Consider the following 18507-nt stretch of genomic DNA (forward strand, 5'->3'; position numbering starts at 1 on the left):
TCGAGCCGCTTGGTGTCCGGTCCTGTAACCTCAATCTGGATGCCCGTTCGCATGCGCCATCTTCGCATGTCCCCCCGTTCAAGGGAATCCCGAAAACGGAATCATCTGTTCCGATCAATCCACTAGGAGTTTTCCCGATGGGGAGAGGGCGCGGGCACGGAGATAGTCGAGGTCCGAAAATACGATCCCTCAAAAGGGCGGACCGCGCACGATCCGGGAGCGGTCCGGAGCGTTCGCCCCGCATGAGGAAGGATGTACGTCTGTGTTTAAAGCGAACTTGCGACACGCAGCGCTTGCGCTGGCCTGTCTGGCAGCCGGTGCTTCGCACATGGCTGGCGCGCAGGAGGACGCGGACGCCGACGCCGAAATCCCCGACAATCCCATCGATCCGGCCGCGATGGCCGCACTCGATGAAATGAGCGCCTCGCTTCAGCAGCTTGCCAGCTTCACCGTGACCTCCGAGGCAACGAGCGAATTCGTGCTCGAGGCCGGGCAGAAGATTCAGTTCGGCGCCAATGTCGAGGTCAAGGTACCCCTGCCCGATGCCTTCCGAATTGTCAGTACGGCAGACACCCAGACCCGCGAGATGTTCTACGACGGCAAGAGGTTCAGTCTCTTTGCGCCCAAGCTGAACTACTACGCCACTTTCGATGCCCCGCCGACGCTCGGCCAGACTATCGACAAGGCGCGTACCGAGTTCGGTCTGGAAGTGCCGCGTGCGGACCTGTTTATCTGGGGGACCGACCAGACGATGCGCAGTCGCATCCTGAGGGCGATGGCCATTCGTCCCGAGACCATCGGCTCGCGTACGTGCATGCACTATGCGTTTCGCCAGCAGCGGGTCGACTGGCAGGTCTGGATCGACCAGGGTTCCCGGCCGCTTCCCTGCAAGCTGGTCATCACCAACCGCGACGATGCCGTGACGCGCGGTGCGCATGTGACTTCGCCCCTTCCGGTAGCAGCCAGCGGCGCGCCGGGACACGCCGGTCTCATGGTGCCGCCGCGTGGACGCCCGAGCCATGGGGGAGGCAACCGGCCCAATGCCGGGCGCCCCAACCATAACAGGCCGAGCCACAATCGGCCCGGTCATGGGCACCGTCCCCCCGCGCGCGGCAGCTCGCTCGTGACCATCAATCACTACGAGAACGACAGCCACCACGGTGGCCACCATCACGACCACTGGGACAGCTGGGACGATCATTGGCACCCGGTGCACACCGCAGCCACCGTTGCGGTCACGGCGGCCGTGGTCGGATCGATAGTGCGCAGCATTCCGCCCAATTGCAGCACGGTGATCGTAAACGGCATCAGCTACTCGCAATGCGGGAACACCTGTTACCAACCCCCGTACGCGGGCTCTTCGGTGCAGTACGTCATGGTCAATCCGCCGCGCTGATCCCTTGAGGCGCGAAGGTCGAAGGGCGCAATAGAGGAACACGATGAGCTTCCTTATCGTGCTCAAGCTGGCCCTGGCTTTCAGCCTCATGCTGATTGTCTTCGCGCTGGCGCTGCGGGTCCGCATCGCGGACCTGGGCTACACGGTGGAGCACTGGCGCGAGGGGCTGGGCGCGCTGGCCGCCATCGCCTTCTCGCAGCTGCCGCCGATCCTGCCCGCCAAGCAGCTCAAGATGGGGGCAAGCCCGGGCTATGCGACAGGTCTTCTCGTCATGGCGGCCTTTACCTCGATCCTGATTGCGCGGTCTCTGCTGGGCCCGCATGTCGTCAAGGTCGGGGTCAAGGCAAGCCGGGCAGGGACCATTCTGCTGCTGCTGCTGCTGGGCGTCGTAGGACTATCCGCAGGGCTTATCCCGGCGATTTCGCATGTCGTCGGGCAGGGCACGCTGCTGGTTCTCGCGCTGGCGGTCGCTGCCGGTGTGCTTGCCGGCTACATGCTGCGCGGGAAGGAGGTGGGCAACCGCAAGGCACTGGCGCTGGCGGCCGCCTCGCGCCACCAAGGCGCGGCTATCGCCATTGCGACGCACAGCCTCCCGCACGCAGCCCAGACACCTGCCGCGATTGCGCTGGCTGCCACCGTCTCGGGCCTGATCTGCGTGCCGCTCCTGAAGCTCATGGAACGCCCTTGAAGTAGCGCTCCGGCGCGCCTCAGAAGACGAGCGCAGGGCCGTTCATCTTGTAACGCACGCGCCCGCTCCAGGCGTACTTCTCGATACCCAGACGGTAGTCCACGTAACGGCAGGCCACTCCCAGCGCGAGGTGCTCGAAAACGCGGTAGTTGAGCCCGGCCTGCACGTTGACGAGCTTGCCATCGTAGTCCTTGATCTTGAGCGAGAGATAATCCACCCGGCCGCTTGCCTCCAGGCGCGGCGCCACCTGCCAGGTGCCGAACAGGCCGACCGTAGGCAGCGGCGCGAAGACTTTCTTGACCCGGGTCGTCGCTTGCCACAGCGCAGAGGTCAGGAGCGCACCTACAAGCGCGGCGGCCCTCTTGCTGCACGTCTTGATCCATCGCATCATCCTCCCGGCGCCCGATTGCGCCCTTGCCGCACACCCTGCTGCACAGGGGCACTTTAGCGTCGGGGAGGGGATGGCTCATCGGGGGGTCTCCCAAGTCCAACCTGGGGTGGTCCCGGAATGTGAAGGCTTTGGGCGCATTGGGCACACACCGGACGGCCAGCGCACCTTTCGGGGCAAGTCGTTGCAATGCGCTCGCCTCTTGCCATGCCAGGGCTCTGCGCAGCGCACTCAGAGTGGTGCGGGAAAGGCAGGAGAGGCGCGCGCGTCAGTTCGCTTGGCCTGCAAGGAAGGCTGCCAGCGCGGCGCCAGTGGCGGCAGGCTGGTCCTGCACGGGAAAGCCGCTGGCATCTGGCAGGATCACCGAGCGCACATCGCGTAGCTGGGCTTCGGCCTCTTGGCGATAGATCAGGAAAAAGGTGTCGCGTTCACCATAGAGAAGCAACGTGGGGGCCTCGACCTGGCGCATGAGGGTGGGAAAATCCGTAAGCGCGACGCCGCGCTCCTGGGGTCGTATCCAGCGTCCGGCAATGCGGCGGCTGGTGTTCTGTTCGGCGGCGATACGCGGCGCATTGTCGAGGTGGAAGACCGCCCTGGACAGTGCGGCGGCGCTGGGGAGGGGATCGCCTTTGGGCGTGAACATCCCGGCCTGCCCGGCTTCTTTCGCCATGACCTCGTCCCAGGTGCGTGCGGTGCCCAGAACGCAGGAGGGAAGGGCAAGGCGCTCCACCAGCTGCGGGCACAGCGCAGCGAGAGCGATCGCCACGCAGCCGCCGAGCGAGGATCCGGCAAGGTGGACTTTCGAAAAGCCCATCGTGCGGCCCAGCTCCTCCAGCGTCCCGCGTACCAGCATCGCGGTTTCGTGCACGCTCTGGACTTCGGGCGGCGCCCCGTCCCAGGTCGAGGCGCCGTGTCCGGGCAGGTCGATGGCGATGACCAGCCGGTCCTTGGCCAGTGCAGGCGCTACGCCGCGCCAGTCCGCGACCCAGCCCCCCAGTTTGTGGAGGAGCACGACCGGGGGCTGGTCACCGGGCGTGCCGAGCGTTGCATAGTGCAACCGGCCACCGGCGCGGCGCACCGAACCATGGCTGTCCCAGATATCGGGCGGAGCCGGGGCGAAGGCGATGTCAGAAGCGGAACTGGCCACGGTGCGTGTGGTGAAACCTCCTGTAGTGGCCAGGGCACAGGCGCCTCCGATGAGACGATTAAGTGTTCGACGCGTGACCATGGCGGGGATTTCCTCGTGCGGTACTTGGAGTGAAGGGGCAGGCTCCCGACAGGTGGGCGCCGGGTCGAGCAGCTGCCCGGAGCCTATCCGCGTGCCGAGAAGTGGCAAGCGTGGGGCTTCGGTCCGGCCCATCTATCCTAGGCTGCGCGGACAGGGCGCAGGGCAGACAGGGGAAGCGAGATGGCACGGACGGTAAGAAGAGCAATGCTGGGGGCGGGACTTCTGGCTCTGGCCGGTGTCGCGATGGCGAATGCAGGCGCGCAGAAGGCGCCATCGGGCGCGGCCGAGAAGCTCACCTATCACGTGTCGCCTGGGCGCGAGGGCTGGACCGACCGCGAGCCTGCACTCGATCCCCAGAGCGTCATGGCCTCCGACTTCGGTCAGGTCTGGCAGTCGCCGCAACTCGATGGCTTTGGCGCGAAGCCTGCGCGCCTTTTCGCTTCACCACTCTACATCGGCGATCTGGATTTCACCGAGGGCGCGTTTGCCGGAGGGCGCCTCGCGCTCGCCTACGCGGTCACGAGTACGGGTTATGCCTATGCTATCCATGCCAGGGGGCAGGCGAGTGCCGAGGCCGGAGCAATCCTGTGGAAGCGCCGCCTTACACCCAGTCCGTGCCAGGACGGCCAGATGGGCAATCTGGCCACGCCTGTCATCGACAGAGAGGCCGGACGCATCTATGTGACGAGTTGCCGCGACGACTGGATCTGGGACATCCACGCGCTCGATCTGCGCACCGGCAAGGAACTGCCCGGCTGGCCGCTGGAAGTCAGCGCGCGCACGGTGACCGCCGATGTGAACCGCAATGGCACCTCGCATTTCGTGGAGGGGCAGATCTATTTCCAACGCGGCGCGCTGGCGCTGAGCGCGGACGGAAGCAAGCTCTACGTCGCTTTCGGGCCGGACATGCAGGGCTTTCTCGTCTCGGTCGACACGGCGCGCGAAGGCGGGGCGCGCGCGCAGCCGGCGATCTCCAGTGCCTTCTCCTCGATGCCGAGCGAGGTGATGGAGCAGGGCGGTATGTGGGGGGCCTCGGGTCCGGCCATCGATCCGCAAGGGCGCATCTACATCGCCTCGGGGGCGAGCGTGCTCAACGCGCTCAACAAGGGCGGCATCGCCGGGGTCTATCCCGATGTCGATCACGCCTGGGGACAGTCCATCCTCCAGTTTCGCGACACGGCGGACAGGGGGCTGGACCTTGCCGGAACTTTCTCGCCGTTCAACTACTGCCAGACGGCGGCCTCGGACATCGACATCGCGAGCAGCGGGGCGGTGGCTTTTGATCTGGAGCCCGGACATGCAACCTCGCACCGCTTGCTGGGCCTGGGTGCCGCGAAGCAGGGGCTCGCCTTCCTCCTTGACCGTGACAACATGCCCGGCAACAACACGCGTCGTCCGGCGTGCAGCGAGGACCCGGCCGCCGATCCTTCGCTATTGGCTCCCGAAAATCAATCCGCATTCGGATCGCGCGGGCCCACGCTCATCTTTGGGCCTTATTCGGACAGCATCGGAATGGGCAATTCGGCCAAAAGCCGCAGCGCCCTTGCCCACTTTCGCAGCGCACGAGGGGCGCATTATCTCTACTTTGCGGGCAGCGCGAAGGAGGGGGCGGACTTTGGCACCAACGTCCCGCCCAGCCTCGTGCGTGCCCGCGTTGTGGCGGAGGCTGGCAAGGCGCCGTTCCTGCGCGTCGATGCGCGCGAGATGACGGTGACCTTGCAGAACCCGGGCGCGCCTATCGTCTCGAGTCATGAGGGCAAGGGGGGCGTGGTCTGGGTGCTTGACACCAACGTCCCGCGAAGTGTCGATATCTACCAGCCCGATGCGCCCGGTGCCCGGCTCCACGCCTTCGATGCCGCGACGCTCACGCCTCTCTGGAACAGCGGCAACGCGCTTTACACCTCGGGCAAGTACAACGAACCGGCCGTGGTCGATGGTATGGTGATAGTGGGGACCGACCGATTGCAGGCCTTCGGCAGGCGCACGGCCGCGACGCCTTGGTTCGCCGATGCCCCGGTGCGCGAGGTCAAGGCGGGGTCGGATGCAAGCGTGGGCAAGGCCGTCTATGGCGCGCGCTGCGCCAGCTGCCACAGCGCGGCGAGTTCGGGCGCGCCCTCGGTCGAAACGCTGGCGGCCTATCCGCTGGAGCGAATCGTCACGGCCATGACCACGGGCAAGATGCAGGAAATGGCCTCGGGCCTCAGCCGTGACCACATCCGGGCCGTCGCCGAGCACGTGCGCCGTCAGGGGCAAGAGCGCTAGGCGCGAACCGCTGCGCCCGGTTCAGCGCCGGTGCAGCAAGTTCGCCGGAGGGCGCGAGGCGCAGGCACGCCTGTACCGGAGGAGCGCTGCGCAAGGGAATTCGCTCAAACCGGGCGCCCAGCGCGTGGATTACCCGGCGCTCCCAACCGGCAAGGCGAAAGTGTGTGTCGGCGAGGCTCATCGGGGCTCCGGTCGCCCCGGACAGCTCTGCGTTGGGCTCGCTCTCGGCGTAGAAGCGGTTACGCTGCGCGTCGCTGAGCCGGCGACACCATTTCGCATAGGCTCCATGAAGCCACAGTCGACGGTGGCTTGGACCCAGTCGAGCAGCCCCGGCACGTCGGCATTACCCTGACCGAAGGAAGGCGCGGCAAGCGAGAGCAGGTTGGTGAGGTTGAGGCTGTAGAGTGTGCCCTAGGGGCCTTGAGTACCTCGACGCGTTAAAGGTCGAAGATCGAACCTCCGGCCATCGAGGGGTAGGGGAGGGCGAGTTCGACCTGAGCCTGGACTGCCTGAAGGGGCAAGAAGGCGGCCCCGATCGCCAGCGACGCCGTGCTGCTGGCCAGTGCTGTTCTGCGCATCTCTCGTTCCCCGCTCCTGCCTCCTCTTTGTCGAGCTTGGCCCTATTTTGTCTATTTGCATAATTACATTCTGTACTTCCGAAGAGGAAGCTATCGGATTTGATAGGGGGATGGCGGGTAATAGCGAACTGGTGGGACTGGCGTTTCAATCGCGCGATCCCGGGCGCTCCCTCGGGCTGCTACTCGTCGCGACATGTGCCGATATCAGTTCTGCGCAGCACGCTGGGCGCGGTGTTCTGGGCGAGCGACGGGAAATCGGCGATGTGTGCCCCCCTGTTCGAAGCGCATGCCCTCCAGCTTCACCGGCAGGCCGCGCGCTTCGTCGCGGCCTGCGACCCCCTCGTGCATGGCGCGCCCGAGACCGACCTATGCGGGCTCACCCGGCGCGAGGTGCAGTGCCTCAAGCTGGCGGGGGGGGACAGGGTGGCTTTCATCGGCAAGGGCAGTGATCGTTTCTTCGAGCTCCTGTTCGGGGGCGCGCGCATTGGCGCTGTCCTGGCACCGCTGCTATGGCGTCTGGCCGTTCCCGAAGCCGAAGCGATCCGAGCACATTGTGCGCCGCGCTCCAGCTTTACACCTGGTGCCCACCTCGATCCAGATACTGTTGACCCGTCCCGGTATCCGCGAGCGGACCTTCCCGCAGCTGCGCACGATGCTTTACGGTGCCAGTCCCATCGCACTCGATCTCCTGCGCGAGGCGACCGAGGTCTTTGGCTGCGAGTTTGTGCAGCAATACGGCATGACCGAGACCTGCGCGACCGTGGTCTACCTGCCGCATTGCGAAGAGCGCGAACACGGCGTCAACTGACGCGGCCTTCACGCGGTTTTTAGGCTTCAGCGCGGAGCCATGCGGCTAGCACCATCGAGCCGCAGGGCCAATGCCGTGTTGATGATCTCCCCGCGCTCACCTCGGTCCAGCGGATCGAGCGTGAGCATCCCCGCATCGCTCATGGCGATGCCGGCAAATGTGAAGGTGGTCTCGTCAGGCTACTTTGCCCCCGAACTCGCCAGAGACTGGTTCGAGACCGAGGCGGGCCAGCGGCAGGTGGCGGCGATGCCGCGTCGACGTCGGATGGACGAGGACGTGCTCGACGCGGCGTTGCTCCACCTGCTTTCGGCCGAGAGCCGCTGCATGACTGACGTCGACATCCGCATCGATGATGGGCAGGCGCTTTGAGTGGTCAGGTCTGGGCCACCTTGTTGGCGGGCGCGGCGAGGCCCTTGTACAGGCTGCGAGGTGAAAGGGTCACGAGAGGTTCTTCGAAAGAGGCAGGCGCACGCGGTGGATCAGTCGCTGGCGGGTGCGAGCGTTACGAGGGTCACGTCGTTGCGGCGCATGGGAAGCGAAAGGTCAAGCGTGCCATCCTGCGCCACGCTGACGACGCGGTCGCTTTCGGGTCGGTCGGCAGTTTCGGCCTGCATCTGCGCCATCTGGTCGGCATCGAGGACCTCGGGCATGCCCATGTCGATATAGAGCGAGAGCGGGTCGTTGCGGCGATAGCCGGTTCGGTGGACCTGAAGGTGGTAGGTGCCCGGGCGCAGGTGGTCGAAATGGACCTTGACCGGGCGGCTGTTCGCGGTTGGCACAAGGCGGGTGAAGAAGGGCTTGTTGCTGACCTTCTGTTCGGGCTGCTGCCAGTCCCAGATCACGGCGGCCACATTCTGGCCGTCGCGCGCGACGAAGCTCTGTTGGTCCGCGACCTCGACCGCGTCGCCGCGAAGGGCGTTCAGGTACTTGTAGGTGAACCAGGCGGGCTTGCGGATGCCGTCCTTGTTCATCAGGCCAAAGCCGCCGTGGAAAGGGGTGGGCGGCGGGCCCGGTTCCTCGAAGAGGTCGGTATAGGCCCAGTAGCTCATGCCCTGAACCGCCCCTTGCGTAGCCTTGAGGCGCGACAGGATGTAGGGGGCCGAGATATAGCTGTCATGCACGAAGTCGCGCGGGGTGTAGCTCGTGCTCCATTCGGTGAAAAAGAGCGGGATGCCGGGGTAGTCCGAGGCCTCGATCTGTGTGCGTACGTTGAGGACATCGGAAATGATGGCGTCGGGCTTTTCCGAAAGCTTGGTGTCCTGCTTGCCGTCCTCGTCGAGGAAGCCGCCGTCCACGCCGTAGCTGTGGGTGGCGACGAAATCGACCGGAAGGTCGTTCGCCTGAGCATAGGACAGGAATTCCGGCACCCAGTCCGCACCCGCCGTCGCGGGTCCGCCAACGCGTAAGGCCGGGTCGATGGCCTTGATGGTGCGCGCGGTGTTGGCGTAAAGGCCGAAGTAGGCTTCCTGGTCGGCGTTCTCCCAGAAGTCCTTGAGATTGGGTTCGTTCCACAGCTCGAAATACCAGCGGCGCACTTCGGCCGCGCCGTAGCGATCGCGCAGGTGCGTGACGAAGGCGTGGACGAGATCGCGCCACTTGTCGGGCTGGGGATGCGAGGTGTTGCCCTTCCAGTAGAATAGCTGGAGGTCGGACGTGCGCATCACCGCGGGCGTCCAGCCCAGTTCGATGAAGGGGCGGATGTTCTTGGCCAGCAGCGCATCGTAGAGCCGATCGATCCCGGTCCAGTCGTAGACGATTTGCCCGTCAACCTCCTTCACCGTGCCCAGCGTATCGTGGAAGATGTCGTGGAAGCGGATGTAGCGAAAGCCCAGTTCGTCCGAGACGGTCTGGAGCTGGGCCTGGCTGTCAGGGCGGATCAGCGTTCCGGGAAAGTCCGAGCCGACCGATTGCGTGGCGAACCGGTCCATGGGGCCCACGGTCTTCGCAGCGTCGATGGTGATATGGCGCACGGTGTTGTCGGGCGCGGCGCTGGCTGCCAGCGATGTCCCGCCCAGAACAAGGGCCATGCCCACTGATATCGCGCTTTTCACTACCCTCTCCCATGTTTTCTTGTCGGGCTACTGTTAGCGCAATCATGTCTTGTTGCAAGGCTCTTCCCGCACAAAACGGGACCGCAGCGTTGATAGCGTTTTCGCCAATAAGGCTAGGTCCCGGGGGCGTAGGGATCTCAGCCTGGCTCGGGCTCCCAGTGGCGCGGGAGCAGGGTGACCGTGCTGGCAAGGTCGAGCGGGCGCGGCATTGCGGTATGGGATTCGCGAAGGACGCGGTGCGCAGCAGCCGCAAGGGCAAGCAAAATCACCTTCGAGGAGGTATACACTGGTTCAGCTGCCGAGGACTTCGAGCGCTGCGGCGAGCAGGGGGCCTGCCGCAACGCCCGCCTCGAGGGCCATCGCCCAGATGCCGGTGGTATGGCGGCGGCGGGTGGGGGCGGATCTGCGCGCTCTTGCCGGTCGAGACGAGTACCGACAGGGCCACTACGCTAGGATCACGCGGCGAGAGTTCTTCGCGCTTCCAGACATCGCCGAACAGGACATTGTCGGTGTAGCGGGCAAGGGCGGGCCGGCGCGCTGCATGTAGTTGGGGGCGACCGATCCGGCCGCCGGAGCGGCGCCGGACATGGCGACGGCTCCGGCCACGGCGAGGATGTTCTTGTTCGTTGTCTTCTCCAGTATCGTATTGGAGTGACCAGTGGCTCCCCTCATCGCGCCCGCTCTGCACCCTTGAGGAAAATGCGACGGGACGATGAGATGCGTTCATCAGCCGGGGCGCTTGAACAGGGTCTTTTCCTTCGCCTGGATTTCCGCCGCATAGACACTGTTCATCCATTTCGAAAGGGACACGTCCTCGACCCCGACCGAGACCGACTGCGCGCCATGTCGGAGAGTTTCGGCGATGAGGGCGATGTCCCGTCGGCGCTCTTCCGGATCAGGCCAGTGGGCCGTGATGCGGTCGGCCAGCTCCTTCTTTTCGGCATTGTCGTGGCCGGGGTCAATCTTGATCGCGACGAGGGGGAGAGGTCATCCTCTCGGCCGCGGGCAGCTCGCTCGCGATCAGCCGCAAGACCGGCCTTGTCCCCGGCTTCGACGTGAAAGGCGAGGCAGGTGCTCGCTGAAGGGGGGGCAGCCCTATTTCTGGCGCGCGCTGACCAGAGAGCAATGTCGGTACGCGCACCGGAGAGCAGCTCGCCGTATGGAAGATCCTGAGCGAGACCGTTCGGTGTCCGGCTTGCGCATCGAACAGGCAAAGGCTGGCGCACGAGAGGTTGCCGTCACGTTCACGCCGGACGGAAGGCAGGCTAACTTCATCAACCGCTACCGTATGGCCGGGGACGGGAGCGTACACCTGACGGCCCATTTCGAGCCGGTCGCAAAGGACGTGCCGCCGCTTTTTCCGCATCGGCGTGAAGTTTGCACTGCCCGAGGCCATGGATACGGTCGAGTGGTGCGGACGCGGGCCGCATGAGAGTTATGTCGATCGCAAGGGCTCGGCCCCGATTTGCCTGTGGCGCGGTGCGCTTGCCGACCAGGACCACGACTACCTTCGCCCGCGAAAGATTGGCAGCAAATCCGACGTGCGCTGGATGACACGGACCGACGGGGGGAGGCCCTGCGCGTGGCGGTGGACCGGCCACTGATGATGAACGCGCCCGCTTTCGCCTATTCCGACCTCTACCGTCGCGCGCCCGGCAATGGCGAGCCTTCTGAGGGCGCTCGCCCGGGTGAGGACAGGTGAACTTGATTGGAGCGGGCAGGGCCTTGGTGCTTTCCCTTGTCAGGAATAGCGTCTAGCAATCGGGCGATGTGAACTAATGAGCCGGGATGTCTGAGATCACGCCGTCATCGGGCCTTGAGGCCGCCTTCCTTGCGCACCGCGAGACGTTGCTGCGCTTCCTGCGCGCGCGCGGTGCGGGCGAGGCGGCCGAGGACATCCTGCACGAGGTCTGGCTGCGCGTGAGCACGCGCGAAAGCGGTCCGGTGGCGGCGCCCTTGGCCTACCTGCATTCGGTGGCGAACTCGCTGATGATCGACCGCTATCGCTCGCAGCAGAAGGCACAGGCGCGCGAACGCGAATGGAGCGCGGCGCAGACGCTGACCGGGGAAGCCTCACCGCAGCCCTCGGCCGAGCGCGAGGTCTTTGCCGTACGCGAAGCCGCGCGCGTGCTGGCGATGCTCGATAGCCTGGGCGCGCGGGTCGCCCGGGTGTTCCGGCTCCACCGGGTGGACGGTGTCACCCAGAAGGACGTCGCCCGCGAAGTGGGCATCAGTCTGAGCACTGTCGAGGGCGATCTGCGCAAGGCCTACCGCGCGCTGGAGGAATGGAAACGGCACGGCGAAGGAGACGAGCCATGAGGCTGCGCGCCGATGTCTCCGTCTGCGTCATGAAAGGAACGTGTGGTGCCCATTGACGAGACGATCCGCGCGCAGGCCCTCGACTGGGCGGTGCGGACACAGGACCCCGGTTTTGAAGACTGGGAGACCTTCACCTCCTGGCTGGAGCAGTCTCCGGCGCATGGCGAGGCCTACGACGCGACGTGCGCGGCGGCGCAGGACGGAGCCGACCTCCTGGCACGGGACACCCCTGCCAACGATACCGAGCCTGCCATTGCCTCGCCGGATGAGGCCGAGGGCAACGGGGCCTGGGTCGACGATACGCTGAAAAGCTACGCCCGCGTGCCGCGTCGGCGCTGGCTGGCGGGCGCGCTCGCGGCCAGCGTGGCGCTCGTTGCGGGAATCGGCCTCTGGCACGAAAACGGCCCTGCGACCTACGAGGTGGCGACGGCAGCCGGGGAGACACGCACCTTGCGTCTGGGCGGTGAGACGACCGTGACGCTGGGCGGAGATACTCGTCTTGCGATGGAGCAGGGCAACGCACGCTTTGTCCGGTTGGAGCAGGGACAGGCCCTGTTCTCTGTACGCCACGACCCCGATGCGCCCTTTGAAGTCGCCGTTGGCGAGGAGCGGCTGCGCGACATCGGCACCGTCTTCGACGTGCGGCACGTGGACGGGGCTTTGCGGGTCGCGGTGTCCGAGGGCGAGGTTGAGGTCAATCCCGAGCATGAGAAGGTACGCGTAAAGCCCGGGCAGATCCTGAGCCGGGCGGCCGGGGAGAATCGCTTCGAACTCGCCGCAATTGCGCCGGAACGGGTCGGGGAATGGCGCGCTGGACGCCTGACGTTCGTCGATGCCCCGCTTGGTGATGTGGCCTCTGATCTGACGCGCGCGACCGGAATTGCGTTTTCGGTGCGCCCTGAGGCGCGCGGGCGCACGGTTTCGGGGGCCTTGCAGATCGAGCCAATACGCAAGGACCCGCAATCGCTCGGCACTCTGCTCGGCCTTGGTGTTGCGCGCGAAGGCGCAGGATGGAGCCTGGGTCCTCGCTGAGCCATGCGCCAGGTCCTGAACCTTTTTCTGGGTGCTGCTCTGGTGCTGGGTAGCGCGTGGCCTGTTTCCGCCGCTGCGCGGGGTGCGGAAATCCGTGTTCACACGCAGGCCGGTAGCGCCTCGCAGGCGGCCATTGCAATTGCACGCCAGACGGGGGTGAGTGTCGTCATTGTCGACCCTACGCTCGCGCACCGCGCAGTGCCTGCGCTCGACGCGCGCATCCCTGCGGCGGAGGCCGTGCGGCGGCTGGCGCGTGCGGCCGGGGGACGCGTTGTTGCGACTGGCCCGGCGGCCTGGCGCATCGAGCCGGTTTCCCATCAGGCGCGCACGCCCCGCGCCGCGCCGCAGGTGCGCGAATCCCCCCGTGAAATCACCGGCGCGCCGATCATCGTTCTGTCCAGCAAGCGCGAACTGGCGCTTGGCGATCTCCCCGCACAGGTCGCGATCCTGGAGCCGGAGGAACTGGAGGCGGGCGGCCAGGGTGGTACCGAGAAGATCACCCGCCAGCTTCCGACGGTAGCTTCCACGCACCTGGGCAGCGGGCGCAACAAGCTCTTCATCCGCGGTATCGCCGATTCCAGTTTCACCGGCCCCACGCAGGCAACCGTGGGGCAGTACCTGGGCGACATGCGCCTCACCTACAATGCGCCCGATCCGGATCTGCGTCTCACCGACATGGCGCGTGTGGAGGTGCTGGAGGGCCCGCAGGGCACACTGTATGGCGCAGGCTCGCTAGGCGGCATCATCCGGCTGGTCCCCAATGCGCCAGATCTGAACGACATAGCCGGTTCTGCCGTTCTGGGCGGTTCGCTCACGCGCCATGGCGAACCGGGCGTCGATGGCAGCGCCATGCTCAACCTGCCGCTGATGGAGGGGCGGGTGGGTCTGCGCGCCTCGCTCGATGCGCAGCGCACGGGTGGCTACATCAACAAGCCGCGCATCGATGGTCGTAACGTCAATGGCAGCGATATCCTGGGCGGGCGCATAGCCTTGCGGCTGGAGCCTGCGCCGGACTGGTCGGTGAGCCTGATGGCCCTTGGGCAGCGGACCGACAACGCCGACAGCCAGTACGCCGACCGGCACGGGGCCGGGTTGGAGAACGGCGCGCGCGTGGCCGAGCGGGCCGAGGCGGACTACGCAATGGGGCAACTCGTTGTCGCGGGAAGGCTGGGGGATATCCGCCTACGCTCAACAACGGGCCTCGTGCGCCAGACCCTTCGGGAGAACTTCGATGCGACTCCGCAAGGCGGGTCGCCACGCCTCTTCACGCAAGCCAACCGCACGCGCATGGTGGCCCACGAGACCCGGCTCTGGCAGCCCGAGCGCGCCGGCTTGGGTTGGGTCGCAGGGGTAAGCTTCACGCACAACGAGACGCGGCTCAACCGGACATTGACGACATTTGCACTGCGCGCGATCCCGGCTGGCGTGCGCAATGTCGTGGATGAGGGGACGTTCTATGGCGAGGCAAGCCTGCGTTTGGCCGCGTCGCTGGTTGCCACGGCGGGCGGGCGCATCACCCGTTCGCGGCTGGGCGGTGGGGGAGAGGACATCCGCCCCGAGATCCAGCTCGCCCATGCCGCGATGGACATAGCCGCGCATCGCACCTTCACGGTCGTCCTGCCCTCGGCGGCGCTCAACCTTGCACTCGCGCCCGAGGCCTCGCTTTTCCTGCGCTACCAGGAGGGTTTCCGTCCCGGCGGCCTGGCCATAGAGAGCGAGTACGTGCGGCGTTTTCGCGATGACCATACGCAGACCTTCGAGGTTGGCGCACGTCACGGCCAGCGCGGGCGCAGCGCGTTCGATTTTGCGCTGTCGCTGTCCTACACGCGCTGGCAGGACATCCAGGCCGATTTCATCGACGCAAGCGGTCTTCCCAGTACGGCCAATATCGGGGACGGACGGATCTGGACGGCAAGCGCGTCCGGGGGCCTGCGGCTTGCCCGGGGGCTTCGGGCCGAGGCAGGCATTTCATGGAACCGCAGCAAGGTGGACGAGCCGGCGCTTCCACTCATGCTGCTTGCTACGCGTTCGATGCAGGTGCCCAATATTGCGCACCTGGCCGCGCGCGTGGCGCTCAACTGGAATCACGAGCTTGGCGGCGAGATCCAGCTGAAGGCACAGGGCTGGGCGAGCTACGTCGGGCGTTCGCGTCTTGGTGTCGGGCCCGAACTCGGCGCGCTGCAGGGCGATTACCTTGATACCGGCGCGCTGCTGCGGGTGGGCACCGAGCGTCTGGGCGTGACCCTTGGCATTACCAATATCGCCGATGTGCGCGGCAACCGTTTCGCCCTGGGCACGCCGTTCGGGACCGGACGCGAGCAGGTCACGCCGCTGCGCCCACGCACGCTGCGCATCGGGCTCGACACCGCGTTCTGAGATTTTTTCAAGGCTGTCCGCCCGTGGCTCCGTCCTATCGGTCAAAACGACCTGAAGGGACTGAAATGCCGCGATACCTGCTAGCCTCTACCGCCGTTCTTGCCCTCGCCGCCGCCGCGCAGCCTGCGGTGGCCGAGGACGTCACCGACGCCCGCACATCGCCCATGCGCACCTCGACGATCGTCGATGGCGCGCCCGGGGCCATCGCAATCACCGAGGATGGCTCGGTCACTCTCACAGGCGGCACGGCGGTGACGATGGACAGCAATCACGCTGTGTCCAACGCGGGCGAAATCGCGGTTAGCACCGGCCAGACCGGCATTCTCGCCAAAGCCGGAACGCAGGGCGACATCACCAACTCCGGCACAATCACGGTGGATGAGCCCTATGCTCCGGAAGACGAGGACAACGACGGCGATCTCGACGGACCTTTCGCGCTGGGCTCCAATCGGTACGGCATCCGCACGATGGGTGCGCACGAGGGCACGATCACGAACAGCGGCGAGATTTCCGTGCAGGGCAACGATTCGGCCGGTATCGCCCTTGGCGGTCCGCTGACCGGGGACCTGGTCCATGACGGTGAAACGGTGGTGACGGGCAATCGCAGTGTGGGCATCGAGGCCGGGAATGTTTCTGGTGACGTGCGCCTCGCCGGGACGATCGGCGCGCAGGGCGAGGATGCCATTGGCGCGCGCTTCTCCGGTGATGTGGGCGGTGCTATGGTTGTGCAGGGCACGCTTGCTGCCACCGGCTACCGCTATACCAGTGTGCCCGCCGATCCCTCGGACCTCGATGCGGACGACCTGCTCCAGGGCGGTTCTGCGCTGGTGATTGGCGGCGATGTCGCAGGCGGCATCGTACTCGCCGTTGCGCCGGCCGACGGGGATACCGACGTCGATGACGAGGATGGCGATGGCCTGCCTGATGCCGACGAAGGCAGCGCCCGGGTTGTCTCCTACGGCGAGGCCCCGGCAATGGTCATCGGAGCGGCGGACAGGGATATCGCTATTGGTGGGGTAGAGAGCACGGCGCGTGGTTACGGACTCCAGGTCGATGGCGTGATCGAGGGGCGAGGCCTTTACGAAGGTATCGATGCGAACGCGCTTGTTATCGGCGGGCAGGGCGGCGATGTCGTGATTGCCAACGGGATCGGTGTCAACGGTACCATTGCCGCGTTGTCCGATGGCGGCAATGCGACAGCGGTGCGTATCGGCGCGGGCGCTGATGTCCCTGAACTGCGCAATGCCGGGACCATCCGCGCCTCGGGCGGGCAGCAGGTCGCCGCCATCCACGTGGCGCAGGGTGCCACTCTTGGGGTGCTGCGCAACAGCGGTACGATCCAGGCGACGAGCGGCGAGGACGGCGCGACCTATGCCGTGCGCGACGACAGCGGCACGCTGACCGCGTTCGACAACAGCGGCGCGATCATCGCCAGCGGCTCGGACGGCACGAACGTCGCCATCGACCTTTCTGCGGCAAGCGGGGATGTGACTGTGCGCCAGACGGCCGTTGCCGCGGGCTACGATGCCCCCAAGATCATCGGTGACGTGCGCCTTGGCCGCGGTTCTGACATGCTTTCGATTGCCGATGGCACGCTGACCGGCAATGTCGCGTTCGGGGCAGGCGATAACACGCTTACGCTCTCGGGCGATGCGGTGCAGACAGGCGACGTGACGTTCGGCTCGGGCGCGGATCGGGTGAGTCTGGAAGGCTCGGCCAGCTATGACGGCACGCTCGATTTCGGCGGCGGTGCGGACCGGCTGGACCTTGCCGGGAACGCTTATTTCATGGGCGCGCTCGTTAACGCGGGCCAGGCCGCGGTCACGCTCTCGGGCGGTGCGCTGGATCTGCGCAGCCCGGCCAGCATTGGCTCGCTCGAGGTGGGTAAGGGCGGTGTTCTGGTGGCCACGCTCGATTCCGCGCCGGGTCAGGGCAGCGTCTACAATGTGGCGGGTACCGCGCGGTTCGCCGAAGGCTCGCGCCTTGCTCTGCGGCTGGCCGATGTCACGACTGCCGAGGGCAGCTACGAGGTGCTGACGGCGGGCACGCTCGAAGGGCGTGAGAATATCGAGACCGTCACCGACCTGGTGCCCTTCATGTTCAAGGCGCAGCTTGATGAGGAGGCGGGCGCCAACTCCATCGTGGTCGACATCGCGCGCCGAACGCGCGAGGAACTGGGGCTCAACCGTTCGCAGGCGAGCGCCTACGACGCGGCCTTCGCCGCACTGGCCGCGGATGAGGAGATCGAGGATGTGTTCCTTGCCATCACCGATGGCGACACCTTCCGCGACACCGTGGGACAGATGCTCCCCGACCATGCCGGCGGCGGCTTCGAGGGTATCAGCCTGGGCGTCCGCACGCTGGCCCGCCAGCTCCAGGATCCGCCGCATCCCACAGCCGATGAAAGCCGATTCTCGACTAATGTGAATCTGGCTTTCTGGGGCAGTGAGAAGGACCGCGGGGCGACTGCGGCCTATGACCTCAACGGCTATGCCTGGTCGCTCACCGGGGAATACCGCACCGGCATCGGCTATTTCGGCGCGACGGCCTCCTACCTCTGGAACCAGCACACGAACGGCGCGGCGAGCGAGGTCAAGTCCCAGTCGATCGAGGGGGCGGTCCACTGGCGCGGGCACTTCGGCCCGATCGGCGGGTTCGCCCGTGCCTCGATCGGTCACGCCGACTTCGACAGCGAGCGCACCTTCTCGGGCGCGACCGTGGAAGAGGCCGTCTCGCGCACCATCGACGGCAGCTGGAATGGTCGTTTCGTCAGTGCCATTGGCGGCATCTCGGCCGAGGGCGGCAGCCAGCACTTCTTCTTCCGTCCGCAGGTGACGCTCGACTACGTGCGCCTGAAGGAGGACGGTTACGGCGAAACCGGCGACGATGCGCTGGGCCTTCTTGTCGAGGATCGCACCAGCGACGAGCTCGGCCTCAATGCGGGGATGACCGTCGGTGTCGATGTGCTCGGCATGTCGGCGGGCGATGAAGGCTGGATGCGGATCGAGACCGAAGGCGGTTGGCGCGAAGTGCTGAGCGGCGGCCTTGGCGCGACCACGGCGCGCTTCGGCACCGGCGAAGTCGAGCCGGGCGAGGCGTTCCGTCTCGATCCCGATGGCACGACCGGCGGCTGGTACGGGCGCCTGCGGGCCTATGGCGGCCCTAGCGGCTTCATCATGGGCGGCGAGCTTTCCGCCGACCGTCGCCATGGCGAGATGGCTCTCGCGCTGCGCGGCAGTGTCACGGTGCGCTGGTGAACTGCGCATTTTGAGCGAGGCGCGCGCTTGTGCATGAAATGAGGAGCCTCCGGCCTCTGCCGGGGGCTCTTTGCGTCTGGAGGAGGGATCGCATCCGACCCGATGCGTGACCCCGCCCGAAAAC

The 18507-nt window shown here is 66.2% G+C and carries 14 protein-coding genes; 10 read left to right on the forward strand and 4 right to left on the reverse strand.

Features of this window, described 5'->3' with window-relative positions:
- The first annotated feature begins 262 nt into the window (after positions 1–262).
- Together FMM79_RS03775 and FMM79_RS03780 are read left to right on the forward strand one after the other, a co-directional pair.
- Positions 263–1396 carry a DUF2092 domain-containing protein gene (locus tag FMM79_RS03775; protein ID WP_162528432.1) on the forward strand — a complete coding sequence of 378 codons (1134 nt, stop codon included), beginning with the start codon at positions 263–265 and terminating at the stop codon, positions 1394–1396.
- A gap of 43 nt (positions 1397–1439) precedes the next feature.
- Positions 1440–2084, forward strand: coding sequence for a hypothetical protein (locus FMM79_RS03780; RefSeq protein ID WP_148626232.1), 645 nt, complete (start codon positions 1440–1442; stop codon positions 2082–2084).
- A 19-nt stretch (positions 2085–2103) separates the two neighbouring features.
- Here FMM79_RS03780 and FMM79_RS03785 read toward each other — a convergent pair whose 3' ends face one another.
- Together FMM79_RS03785 and FMM79_RS03790 are read right to left on the reverse strand one after the other, a co-directional pair.
- Positions 2104–2475: a hypothetical protein gene (locus FMM79_RS03785; protein WP_148626233.1), complete on the reverse strand. Its 372-nt coding sequence runs from the start codon at positions 2473–2475 to the stop codon at positions 2104–2106.
- A gap of 265 nt (positions 2476–2740) precedes the next feature.
- On the reverse strand, positions 2741–3619 hold the full coding sequence (locus FMM79_RS03790; RefSeq protein ID WP_205466461.1) for an alpha/beta fold hydrolase: 879 nt from the start codon (positions 3617–3619) through the stop codon (positions 2741–2743).
- Between the two features lie 261 nt (positions 3620–3880).
- Between FMM79_RS03790 and FMM79_RS03795 the strand changes: the two genes are divergently transcribed.
- Positions 3881–5962 carry a c-type cytochrome gene (locus FMM79_RS03795; protein ID WP_148626235.1) on the forward strand — a complete coding sequence of 694 codons (2082 nt, stop codon included), beginning with the start codon at positions 3881–3883 and terminating at the stop codon, positions 5960–5962.
- Positions 5963–6399: 437 nt separating this feature from the next.
- Here FMM79_RS03795 and FMM79_RS21160 read toward each other — a convergent pair whose 3' ends face one another.
- The gene (locus FMM79_RS21160) at positions 6400–6540 is read right to left on the reverse strand and encodes a hypothetical protein (protein ID WP_153269310.1); all 141 of its coding nucleotides are present in this window, start codon (positions 6538–6540) and stop codon (positions 6400–6402) included.
- A gap of 346 nt (positions 6541–6886) precedes the next feature.
- Here FMM79_RS21160 and FMM79_RS22050 point away from each other — a divergent pair, with 346 nt between their 5' ends.
- Both FMM79_RS22050 and FMM79_RS03810 read left to right on the forward strand, forming a co-directional pair.
- Positions 6887–7348: an AMP-binding protein gene (locus FMM79_RS22050; protein WP_256376770.1), complete on the forward strand. Its 462-nt coding sequence runs from the start codon at positions 6887–6889 to the stop codon at positions 7346–7348.
- A 141-nt stretch (positions 7349–7489) separates the two neighbouring features.
- A complete protein-coding gene (locus FMM79_RS03810) occupies positions 7490–7717 on the forward strand; it encodes a hypothetical protein (protein WP_148626237.1) in 228 nt (75 codons plus the stop codon).
- Positions 7718–7827: 110 nt separating this feature from the next.
- Here FMM79_RS03810 and FMM79_RS03815 read toward each other — a convergent pair whose 3' ends face one another.
- On the reverse strand, positions 7828–9399 hold the full coding sequence (locus FMM79_RS03815) for a beta-xylosidase (RefSeq protein WP_371710761.1): 1572 nt from the start codon (positions 9397–9399) through the stop codon (positions 7828–7830).
- Between the two features lie 1364 nt (positions 9400–10763).
- On the opposite strand from FMM79_RS03815, the gene FMM79_RS03820 reads away from it, so the two are divergent.
- The 5 genes from FMM79_RS03820 to FMM79_RS03840 all read left to right on the forward strand — a co-directional run bounded on the left by FMM79_RS03820 (position 10764) and on the right by FMM79_RS03840 (position 18383).
- Complete coding sequence (locus FMM79_RS03820; protein WP_256376773.1) at positions 10764–11003, forward strand: hypothetical protein; 240 nt, start codon at positions 10764–10766, stop codon at positions 11001–11003.
- A gap of 184 nt (positions 11004–11187) precedes the next feature.
- The gene (locus FMM79_RS03825; RefSeq protein ID WP_148626239.1) at positions 11188–11718 is read left to right on the forward strand and encodes an RNA polymerase sigma factor; all 531 of its coding nucleotides are present in this window, start codon (positions 11188–11190) and stop codon (positions 11716–11718) included.
- Between the two features lie 45 nt (positions 11719–11763).
- Positions 11764–12750, forward strand: coding sequence for a FecR domain-containing protein (locus FMM79_RS03830; protein ID WP_148626240.1), 987 nt, complete (start codon positions 11764–11766; stop codon positions 12748–12750).
- Positions 12751–12753: 3 nt separating this feature from the next.
- Positions 12754–15126 carry a TonB-dependent receptor gene (locus FMM79_RS03835; protein WP_148626241.1) on the forward strand — a complete coding sequence of 791 codons (2373 nt, stop codon included), beginning with the start codon at positions 12754–12756 and terminating at the stop codon, positions 15124–15126.
- A gap of 65 nt (positions 15127–15191) precedes the next feature.
- Entirely contained in the window at positions 15192–18383 is a 3192-nt protein-coding gene (locus FMM79_RS03840) for an autotransporter outer membrane beta-barrel domain-containing protein (RefSeq protein ID WP_148626242.1), read from the forward strand.
- Positions 18384–18507 lie beyond the last annotated feature (124 nt).

This window comes from Novosphingobium sp. BW1, from assembly GCF_008107685.1.
Taxonomy (GTDB): Bacteria; Pseudomonadota; Alphaproteobacteria; order Sphingomonadales; family Sphingomonadaceae; genus Novosphingobium.